Origin of the sequence: Streptomyces acidicola (assembly GCF_009377235.1) — a bacterium.
Classification (GTDB): Bacteria; Actinomycetota; Actinomycetes; order Streptomycetales; family Streptomycetaceae; genus Streptomyces; species Streptomyces acidicola.
The window spans coordinates 1-7835 of sequence record NZ_VMNX01000334.1 but is presented as its reverse complement, the minus strand read 5'-3'; the positions used below and the strand labels follow the sequence as shown (position 1 = coordinate 7835).

7 protein-coding genes are annotated in these 7835 nt (G+C 68.7%); 5 read left to right on the top strand and 2 right to left on the bottom strand.

The genetic code is table 11. The features are described 5' to 3' along the window. Positions 1–535: 535 nt before the first annotated feature. On the top strand, positions 536–724 hold the full coding sequence (locus FPZ41_RS42650) for a hypothetical protein (protein WP_131571388.1): 189 nt from the start codon (positions 536–538) through the stop codon (positions 722–724). A 358-nt stretch (positions 725–1082) separates the two neighbouring features. Here the strand turns inward: FPZ41_RS42650 and FPZ41_RS47595 are convergent, their stop codons facing one another. Next, a complete protein-coding gene (locus FPZ41_RS47595) occupies positions 1083–1235 on the bottom strand; it encodes a hypothetical protein (RefSeq protein WP_194236415.1) in 153 nt (50 codons plus the stop codon). A gap of 411 nt (positions 1236–1646) precedes the next feature. Here FPZ41_RS47595 and FPZ41_RS42640 point away from each other — a divergent pair, with 411 nt between their 5' ends. From FPZ41_RS42640 to FPZ41_RS42630, 3 genes are all read left to right on the top strand, one after another. Continuing rightward, positions 1647–2435, top strand: a complete 789-nt coding sequence (locus FPZ41_RS42640) for a hypothetical protein (protein ID WP_152869803.1) — start codon at positions 1647–1649, stop codon at positions 2433–2435. Then, positions 2429–4033, top strand: coding sequence for an outer membrane protein assembly factor BamB family protein (locus tag FPZ41_RS42635; protein WP_194236414.1), 1605 nt, complete (start codon positions 2429–2431; stop codon positions 4031–4033). The genes FPZ41_RS42640 and FPZ41_RS42635 overlap by 7 nt, the downstream gene beginning before the upstream one ends. Positions 4034–4605: 572 nt before the next feature. Continuing rightward, entirely contained in the window at positions 4606–5850 is a 1245-nt protein-coding gene (locus FPZ41_RS42630; RefSeq protein ID WP_322621449.1) for a ricin-type beta-trefoil lectin domain protein, read from the top strand. A gap of 37 nt (positions 5851–5887) precedes the next feature. On the opposite strand, the gene FPZ41_RS42625 is transcribed toward FPZ41_RS42630, so the two are convergent. Further along, positions 5888–6202 carry a hypothetical protein gene (locus FPZ41_RS42625; protein WP_152869797.1) on the bottom strand — a complete coding sequence of 105 codons (315 nt, stop codon included), beginning with the start codon at positions 6200–6202 and terminating at the stop codon, positions 5888–5890. Here FPZ41_RS42625 and FPZ41_RS42620 point away from each other — a divergent pair. After that, positions 6194–7702, top strand: a complete 1509-nt coding sequence (locus FPZ41_RS42620) for a hypothetical protein (protein WP_152869795.1) — start codon at positions 6194–6196, stop codon at positions 7700–7702. The genes FPZ41_RS42625 and FPZ41_RS42620 overlap by 9 nt on opposite strands. The last annotated feature ends 133 nt before the right edge of the window (positions 7703–7835 follow it).

Genomic DNA, 7835 nt, shown 5'->3' with positions numbered 1-7835 from the left:
CACCACGACCGCCGCCACAGCCCCGGACGGCACCGCCCCACCCTCACATATCCCCGGCCCTGCCTCGTTGCCAGGGTGGCCAGACCCGGGTCGGGCCCGTTGCGCTGGCTCCCTGGTACGCGACTTCGACCGCGTCACCGCCCCCCATGGTTTCCCGCCCAGGCGGCGAGGGTGACGATGTCCCGGGTGAGGGGCATCGGTACGCGCCTTTTCGTATGCCGGTGCGTCAGCGCATCCCTTGAACGTTGCTGCCGCATCGCGCAGCGCCCGTGCCACCTCGTCGCCCCACGGATGTCGCTTCCGGGCCATGTCGCCGCGGGGCCCGTGTACCCGCACTCGGCCTCGCGCGCTCACACTCGCATACCTGGCCGGCAGAGCAGGGATCTCCAAGCCCGTCGTCTGCAGCGGATGGAAACGATCGCGACGGCTCACGTTTCGTGCATGGTCTCCCAAGGCGGCGAACTCAGTGGAGTGGTGGCCACACTGGTCGGCACACCAGACCTCGGGAAAGCCACGAGAATCTGAACACCGGTACATGGACATCTGCCGACAAGCGATACGAGTCGCCGACGGCGCCGCAGACCTCGACAAGGAAGCAGCGATCGCATTCGCAGGCGCCGCGGACGCACTTGGCCATGCGGCCGCTCGTGGAACGATCAGCCCTGAACTCGCCCGATCGACGATCACCACCGTGCTGCTCAGCCTTGTCAACCGCTTTGAATGAATGACTCGAAGCTATGTAGCCGCTTCTCGAGTCAACAGCCTCCTGTCCCGCAACAGCTAGTGCCGCTCGGCGAGCAGCTTCAGGTTCAGCAACTGCCGTCGAGCCATGATCAGATCGCCGATCGACAGGCCGATGGCCGCCCAGCGGCCGTGTCGGACCAGGTCAGGACAGCCGACTGCTCGGTGAGTGGCCGTCTCAACGAACTTGGTCTGCCGCGGTCGGCAGCTCGCAGCCGACTTTCTTCGTTGAGAACGGACAGGTGGTTCGCCCGCTCCCGCGCCGGAATCTGCCCACAGGCTGATCGTTTTGGCGTACGACGACTCGCACGCGACGGACGGGGCCATCTGCCGGCGGGCTGTTACGGACGGCTCTCGCAGCCTGACGCGGTGTTGGGAGGGCGGCGGTAGGCCCAGACGACCTGGTCGTAGTCGACACCGTCGACCGGCCGCTGGTGCCAGACCTGCACCGGCACCAGCTCGGGCTCGGCAGCGTCGTCGGAGGGCGTAGGCACGGCCCCACGGTGTAGAGGCGGACGCTGTGGTCGACCGCGTTCAGAGCCTGCTGGCGATGTGCTGCTCCCACTTGGTGCAGCCAGTCCGTGTGCTCGGGGCTGCGCGGAGACGGGTACGGTCTGCAGCTCCTCGGGCAGATGCTCTGAAGCCATGAACCAGGAGGCTGTTCGCCTTGGCCGGCTTGGCGGCCGGGGCGGTAGTGCTGTGTGAGGTTGGTGAAAGTGCCGGCCCGCATCATCCCCTCCGATGACCCTTCTCTGGGCTGCACCTGACATGCGGTCGGAACCGTCTCGTCTCTCACTGGGGGAGAGTTGAGGAACCGGACCACGCTGCGTGGGCGTAGCCGGTCTCGTACACAGCGGCCAACGCCACCGGAGACGCCCGAGCCGTGGTGGAAGAGGCATGCGAGGGTGCTCTGGCTCGGTGCGGGCATCCCCGTGATCGGTGCGGTGCTGACCGCAGTCGCCCTCCAATTGCTCGGCCTGAGCGGTGAGTCCGAGCCGAGCCCGGCATCGGCGGGGGCCGGTACGTCCTCGGGGAGCCCTTCAGCGGCGCCGTTCGTCGTGACCGCGAGGCAGGAGAACGAGGCCGGATGCACCGCTCTCCTGCGTGAGGTGTCGTCGGCGGAGGACCGCGCGGAACTCGTGACCGGCGGTGACGTGAACGCCGTCATCCGGCGTAACCAGGGCGCGCGGGTCGGTGAACTGAACGTCGGCCTCACGCTCGAAGGAGGCGCGAATTCCCTGACCGTCACGTCGATCGAGATCAAGCCGAAGTCGCCCCGCGCCGTCGAGCCGCTCGCCGGAACGCTGGTGTGCGAACCGAACGCCGGGGGAGAGCCGAAGATCCAGCTGTTCGCGGACATGGACAGCCCGGAGCCCGTCTTCCTCAAGGGGAAGAACTCCACACAGAAGTACTTCAAGGAAAAGGTCGTCACGCTCAAGCCTGGAGAGCAGGTCAACCTGTCGGCGACCTTCTTGTCGGAGAAGGGCTCCCGGGAATTCGGACTGCTCATCCGTTACGTGCAGAACGGGAAGGACGGCACCGTGCCGGTTCCCGCCCCACGAGGGGGGCGCTACGCGGTGACCGGCTTTTCCGCGCGATATGGGGCTGTGTACGAGGGGTCCACGGGTGGCGTCTACCGTCGGCTCGAGGATCCCCGACCTTGCCCATGGCTGCCTGCATCACAGGGATGCTGACCGATCTCGACGAACGGGGGAGCGGAATGGTTTCGAAGCGTGCGCGCCTCGTCTGGCGCGCCGGGTGCGGATTACTGCTGACCATCAGCCTGGTAGGGCTGTTGGTCAGCGACGGCGGTACGTCAGGCAGGCCGCTCGAACGCCCCAACTCGCTGGACGTGGCGTGGTCGTTCCGAACCTCCGGACGGGCATTGGACGTTTCGGAACTGCCGGCGGCGGTGAGCGACAGGATGCTGGCGATTCCGCAGGGCAGGACAGTGAGCGTCGTGGACACACGCGACGGCCGATTTCTCTCCACCGCGCGCAGTTCCGCGGACCGTTTCACGCCCATCGGGTTTTCCGGTGGCGTGATGCTCGCTGTGGAACAGCGGTTCGGACAGGACGGCAAGACTGTTCTGAACGCGTACGATCCCGCGACCGGACGAAAACTGTGGCACAAAACCGCGAGCCCGGCCCTGCGGAAGGGAAGGGAGGACGCTTGGCTGGGGCAGACGCCTTTCCTGCTGGATCCGGGACCTGCGATCGAATTGGCAGATGGCCGACTGGCGGGAGTTGCTCCGCGGACCGGTGCGGTCACCTGGAGCAAACGGAAGCCCGCGCTCGCCCCCTGCGAGCAATCCGACCCGGACGATCTCGGTTTGCCGCCTTCCCCTTTCAACGTGGCCACGACGGCGGACTACATCGCCCTGCTCAAGGGCTGCCCGGGCCGGACCGCGGAACTCGAGGTGGTGAACGCGGAGGACGGTGACAGTGTCTGGAAGAGGGATCTGGGGCGTTCGCGTGACTCCGTCGGGTTGAGCGCGGCCCGCGGTGTGATCGGTGTGAGCCTCGACAACGACCTGCGCCTCTTCGCGGAGTCAGGCGAGCAAATCCTGCGTCGGAAGGCGGACCGGAAGTCCGATCTCTGGCCCGTGGGAGAGGCCCGAGGCGTGGTGTACCTCTCGGAAACGCACCCACGCGCGCAGTCGGACCCAGGGTCGTCCGGGTCGAACACCCTGCACGCCGTACGAGCGGACACCGGGAGAACCATATGGACACGCCCCCAAGGACTCCTGGCCAACAACGGCCTGACCAGCGAGGTCATCGTCGGTGACGTGGAAGCCGCCGGCGCGTACAGCGGAGACCTTCGCTGGTTGCCTGGAGATGCGCGTCTGCAGGCGCCGGGTGCGAGCAGCTTGATGGACCTCGCGGGCAGGCGAAGTGCCCCCGTGCCTTGGCCGGTGGCCGGGACGTTCGTGGGAATGAGTGGGGACCTGTTCATCGTCCGTAGCGAAGAGCGCGACGGCACCCGTTACACCGCTCTTCGGCCGAGCCACCGCGCCGTGGACGCGGAGAGGCCCGTCGCACTGGGTGGAGTCGAGCGGCAGGAATGGCCCGACGCCTGTGGGCTGGTCAGCGCCGGACTTCTCTCCGAACTCGGCCGGAACTATGTCAAGCTGCCCGTGTCGTCGAGCCGTAAGGTGCTGGGCAGAAACTGCCCCGCCCGAGTGTCTGCCGATTCGCCACGGAATCCGGATCCGACGACGACATCTTCTCCGTCACCGTGCGATGGGTGGCGCCTGACGCGAAGGCTGCTGAGACCTATGCGACGAGCGTGATTCCCTGGGGCTGTGCTCCCGCGTTGGGCGGTTGCGTGACTGCCGAGATCGCGAAGCCCCGGCGCGGTGTCCATCTGTACACCTACAGAACGGGCTTGCAACAACTCCCCGTCGCTCACGCGACCGTGGTGTCCGGCCGACACGTTTTCGGGATCAGCGCAGGCAACAACAACCAAGCGCGAACCCAGGCGCGTGGCGACGCATCTCGCCGAACAAGTCGATCCCGGGCCACACGCGTGAGGGCGGCTGTATCGGACAGGGCCAGGCTCATCCATCAGCACAGTTGGCTCCGAAGCCGATCGCCGTCGTGGCGCCCTGCCCGAGCGCAGGGCAGCACCACGGTTCGACGAGTTGGCATCAGGGCATCAGGGCATGACCATGCGTCAGCAGGCCAGTGCAGTCTGTACGGCGCGGGCGAGGTGGTCGGTCGGGACGGCAGAACGTCCGACCGTTGGTCCGTACCAAAGTATTGACGCACCCTTACCTCACTCCTTAAATCAAAGGGCGACGCCTTCACCCCCCACCCCGGTCGGCACATTCGTGCGCCCGGCCGCCGTATGGAAGGAAGAGCCGTGGCCTCCCCACGCCTGCTCCGCAGATGCCTGTTCGCCGCCCTGTCCGCCGTACTGGTCGCGTCTGCCACGACCGGCGCGGCGCAAGCGGATCCGCGGGACGCCTCCCCCACCGCCGCGACCGCCGCCGAGGTGGCCTTCTCCGACAACTTCGACGGTGCCGCCGGTTCCGCGGTCGACTCGTCGAAGTGGCAGATCGAGACGGGCGACAACGTCAACAACCACGAGCGGCAGTACTACACGTCGGGCAACAAGAACGCGGCCCTGGACGGCCAGGGTCACTTGGTGATCACCGCACGCAAAGAGAACCCGGCCAACTACCAGTGCTGGTACGGCACTTGCCAGTACACCTCGGCCCGGCTGAACACCGCCGGGAAGTTCAACGCGCAGTACGGGCACGTCGAGGCCCGGATGAAGATCCCGCGGGGGCAGGGCATGTGGCCCGCCTTCTGGATGCTGGGCACGCCGGTCAACTGGCCCGACTCGGGCGAGATCGACGTCATGGAGAACGTCGGCTACGAGCCCTCCACCGTGCACGGCACCATCCACGGCCCCGGCTACTCGGGCTCGGGCGGCATAGGCGCCGGCTATTCGCTGCCGGGCGGCCAGGCCTTCGCGGACGCCTTCCACACCTTCGCGGTGGACTGGGCGCCCGACTCGATCACCTGGTCCGTGGACGGCAACGTCTACCAGCGGCGCACCCCGGCCGACCTCGGTGGGAAGACATGGGTGTTCAACAAGCCGTTCTTCCTGATCCTGAACCTGGCCGTGGGCGGCTACTGGCCGGGTGACCCGGACGGCTCCACGTCATTCCCACAGCAGCTGGTGGTGGACTCCGTGTCGGTGACGACCGGCGGCGCGTCCACCGGCGCGGCGATCAGGGGCCTGGCCGGCAAGTGCGTGGACGTCGCTGGGGCGAGCTCCGCCAATGGGACCCCCGTACAGCTCTACGAGTGCAATGGCAGTGCCGCCCAGCAGTGGACCGTGGGCTCCGACGGCACGATCCGCGCGCTCGGCAAGTGCCTGGACGTGACCGGCAACGGCACCGCCGACGGCTCCACGGTCCAGCTCTGGGACTGCACCGGCGGCCCCAACCAGAAGTGGGCCGTCAGCGGGGCGAACGACATCGTCAATCCACAGGCCAACAAGTGCCTGGACGTGACCGGCAACAACTCGGCCAACAGCACCCGGCTGCAGATCTGGACCTGCTCGGGCGGCGCCAACCAGAAGTGGACGATCGGCTGACCCCGCCTGGGGCGCCGGGCTGATCAAACGACAGCCCCTACGCCAGCCGCAGTGCCGGCCACTCTTCCGAGGGCGCGCGGCTGGCGGCGTCCAGCAGGGCCGCGCACAGCCCCGCGGCCTCGCCGCAGGTGCAGGCGGCCCGCCGCAGCGCGGCGAGCGCCATGCCGCTGACCGCGACCATGACCACGTCCGCGTCGTCGTCGCGGCGGGCGGGCGGGGCGAAGGCGGCGTAAGGCCGGTGGGCGGTCTGGAGACAGATCGTCCTCGGTGTGTTTATGATGTTGGAGATGAAGAACTTTTCCTCGTACGGATTGGGGGAATCGTTCGCGCAAGGTGAGTGCTGATGGCACATCACAACGCGAACGAGGTTCCGGCCCACCTGTTGATGTGGCAGCGCGTGCGCGAGTACGCCGTGCCACTGTCCATGATCGAGATTGCGACCGCGCGGCGTGCGGTCGGGGACTGGGCAGGGGCATGCGCCGCCGCCCGGATCGACGTTGATCTCGATCTGCGCGCCGTGCGCGACCGTTACGGCACCGATCTAGTTACTCACCTCCGTGCAGATCTGCGTCGGCTCGCGCCGGATCTGCTGCGCTGGCACATGCCTCGGATCGCCCCCGACGGGCGGATCCGGCCCGGTCTCACCATCTGTCTGGCCCGTTACCGGAGTTCCGGTGCAACGCCGTTGCAGCTGGTGGTGCGGACGCCGCCGGCCTGGGCGGACGCCGGACAGCGGATGTCCCTGGCCCTGTGGGAAGGGTCCGGGAACGACGCCCCCGGACACCATCCGCATCCCCACCCGCATCCTGACCGGCGTTTCCGGCTCGACCTGCACCGGCATCTGTGGGACTCCGGGTGGAGCGGCGAACTAGCGCGGCGGTGCGGTGCGGGCGCGGCACCGTCCTTGGCGCCGCCCGACCGGACCCACGCACCCACTCGGCCAGCCCTGCCGGATCGGCCCGATCGGCCGGATCAGCCCGCCGTTCACGATTCCCCGTGGGCGGTGGCTCGATGGGCCGCGGAGGCGGAGCTGCTGTTGCGGTCTGAGGGCCGCGCTCGCGGGGCCTTCACCGTGCGGCTCGGTGCGCGCAGCCACGCCGTGTTCGAACTTGTCGCCCCCGACGACAGTCATGCCCCGACGTGCCGGTCGCTGGGGGAGAGGCTGCCGCCGCAGGAGATCGCGGCGCTTCCGGTGCTACCGGAGGCGGCGGCCCGGATCCTTCCGGATCTGGAGCTGGTGCGGGCCGGGTTGGTCGCGGCCGACCGGCTGCATCCGCTCGTCGCCGCAGCACTGCCGGCGTCCCGTTCGGCACCGGTGGCCGGTCCCACCTGTGAGCGCAGAGATCCGCACCGGGTGGAATGCCGGGGCGAGGTCCACCGGATCGCGCTGCGCGAGGGGGTGCTGACGGCGATCGATCACGACCCGGACGAGCTGCGCCGGGAGGAGTTGCTGGTGGCGCTCGGCGGGCCGGCGCTGCCGTGCCTGCGGGCAATCGACGGGGTGCACCGCAGCCCGGAGGCACTGCCTGCGGTCCGGGAGCGGCTCGTTCACGGCGACGTGGCCGGGGCGCTGGCCGTGGTCGAGGGGCTACTCGGTCCCGGTGCGGTCCTGCGCGACGGGCCGCTCCGGGAGGAACTGGAGTCGGCCGCGGCTCGCCGTATCGACCACGGGCTCTTCCGCTCGGGGCTGGTCGCCGTGCCCCCCGGTGCCGGTGCGGTGGGGGGACGGAACGGCTCAGGCGCCGGACCTGCGGACGCGGGCCACCGTTCCCGGCTCGACCGTCGTACGCCTGCCGCGATCCGCCGCAGGCGGAGCAGCCGGGCCCGTCCCCGCACCGCCCTGACCCGCTGACCGGCTTCTCATCGAAGTCCTTTCCCACACTGCGCATTCCGCGCCGCACGCCCCCACGACATCCGGAACGGGCCGTCCCGTTCCCACAATTCGACCTCAGGTGATGCCCATGACCCCCAGCACTCTCCTGCCC